The sequence below is a fragment of the Actinomadura montaniterrae genome (genome assembly GCF_008923365.1).
Lineage (GTDB): Bacteria > Actinomycetota > Actinomycetes > Streptosporangiales > Streptosporangiaceae > Spirillospora > Spirillospora montaniterrae.
Window position 1 is genome coordinate 1 of the sequence record NZ_WBMR01000449.1, and the last position, 2,242, is coordinate 2,242.

Annotated in this window: 2 protein-coding genes; one reads left to right on the forward strand and one right to left on the reverse strand. The window is 77.8% G+C overall.

The window, feature by feature from the left end; translation table 11 throughout:
- A partial coding sequence (locus tag F9B16_RS50170) for a hypothetical protein (RefSeq protein ID WP_151547308.1) occupies positions 1-1,117 on the reverse strand: 1,117 nt, incomplete at its 3' end.
- Positions 1,118-1,244: 127 nt separating this feature from the next.
- Between F9B16_RS50170 and F9B16_RS50175 the strand changes: the two genes are divergently transcribed.
- Positions 1,245-2,242: EamA family transporter (locus F9B16_RS50175; protein WP_151547309.1), on the forward strand; the 998-nt coding region annotated here is incomplete at its 3' end.

A 2,242-nucleotide genomic window follows, 5' to 3' on the forward strand; every position in this document is an offset into this window, starting at 1 on the left:
GGGCGCTGTCGGGGTCCAGCCAGCGCTGCAGCGCCGGCAGCGCGCCCGGCGCCGCCGCCAGGTCGGCGGCCAGCACCGCGACGCCGGCGCGGCGGACCTCGTCGTGGCTGCGGCCGCCCGGCGCGGGACGCGGCCCGGTCAGCCCGTGCACGATCTGCTCCAGGTCGTACAGGGCCAGGCGCAGGTACTCGCCCGGCGCGGTGTCGCGGACCATCGGGGTGGCGAACTCGGCGGGGCAGCGGCGCCGCCACTCCTGCACGATCGCCTCGGGCCCGTAGCGGACGGTGGCCATGTCCTGGTTGACCATCCGCAGCGACGCGGCGGTGACGGCGGCGAGCGCGTCGGCGCCGGGCCGGAACCGCGGGTCGGCCTGCAGGCCCGCCGCGACCTCGTACATCACCCGCGCGATGTGCGCGGCGCCGCCGCCGTCGCCCGCGCCGAGCCGGTGGATGTAGTAGCCGGCCAGGGTGCCGAAGTCGGGCGGCATCATCCAGTGCAGCTGGTCGGCGGAGGTGGTCAGGAACGGGATGAACGACTCGATCAGCGGGTGCTCGGTCAGCACCACCGGCGAGCCCGCGCACCACAGCAGCGCGCCCCACGCGGCGGCGATGGTGCTGGGCGTGCCGGGCTGGAACATCGGGTCGCGCTGGGCGAACTGCTGCGGGTCGACCGCGAGGGCGGTGGTGATGGCCTGGGAGATCCGCGCGACGACCGCGGTGTCGGGGACGGGCCCGAGGAACCCCAGCGGCGCGACCCGCCCGGCCGCCAGGTCGGGGCCGGTCGGGTACAGCTGCGGCGGGACGGGCGGGGTCCCGGCGCCGCGCGGCGCCGGGACCGCGACGCGCCGGTCGGCGGGGTCGGGCGGGGGAGGGCAGGGATGCCAGGCGCCGTCCAGCCCGCACCGGTACCAGCGCCCCCACGCGCCGAACAGCCACCATTCCCCGGCGCCCCACAGCATCCGCGCGGCGATCTGCCCGGCCCGGTCCTGCGGCTGGGCGGTCCGCCACCACGGCGAGGCGACCAGTTCGCGCACGTTGCCCTCGACCGCCGCGAACAGGTCCCCGCTCGGGCCGCCTCCCGTCCCGCCGGGTCCCGCCCCGGCCCCCTGCCAGCTCACCCGGCGAATAGTAGTCCTCCCCGGCGGAGTGTCCGGCATGTCGTGTTCCGTAGTTCGTTTGCCCGGCCCGCTGTGCGTAATGAGTGTTATGGCACGATGCTCCTGAACGGTCGAGAGGGGAGCGGCGATGGGCGTCGACGCGGCGGCGCGCACCCGCGCCCAGGGACTCGCGCTCGCGGTGTTCTCCTCGGTGTGCTTCGGCGCGTCCGGCCCGTTCGGCAAGGCGCTCATCGAAGGCGGCCTGGACCCGCTGCAGGCGGTGTGGCTGCGCATCACCGTCTCGGCGCTCGCGCTCGTCCCGATCGTGTGCGCCGCGCGGGCCCGGCGCGGCGCACGGAGCGGCGCCCGGCCCCTGCGCGCGCAGCTGCGGCCCCACCTCGGGCGGCTGGCCGCCTACGGGCTGACCGGCGTCGCGGGCTGCCAGGCCTGCTACTACCTCGCCGCGTCCCGGCTGCCCGTCGGCGTGGCGATCCTGCTGGAGTTCACCGGCCCGGTCATGGTGCTGGCGTGGCTGCGGCTGGTGCGCCGCGCCCCCGTGCACCGCACCGCCGCCGCCGGCGTCGCCGTCGCCATGGCGGGCCTCGCGCTGGTCGTCCAGGTGTGGACGGGCCTGAGCCTGGACCCGCTCGGCCTGGCCGCCGGGCTCGGCGCCGCCGCCTGCCAGGCGTCCTACTTCCTGCTGGTCGACCGCCTCGCCGGACGCGTCGACCCGCTGGTCATCACCACCGCCGGCAGCGTCGTCGCCGCGGCCGCGCTCGCCGCCCTCGCCACCCCGTGGGCGCTGCCGTGGCGGGTGCTCGGCGCCGCCGTCCCCGTCGGCGGGCACACCGCGCCCGGCTGGGCGCTGGTCGCCTGGATCGCGCTGGTCAGCACCGTGCTGGCCTACCTGACCGGGATCGCCGGCCTGCACCGGCTGTCCGCGCAGGTCGGCGGCGCCATCTGCTACACCGAGGCGGTCGCCGCCACCCTCATCGCCTGGGCGGCGCTCGGCGAACGCCTCACCGCCGTCCAGATGGCCGGCGGCGCGACCGTCCTGGCCGGCGCCTACATCGCCCAGCGCGCCGCCGGCCCGCCGGACGCCCCCGCAGCGCCGGACGTCCCGGCCGCCGGCACCGCGCCCGGGAA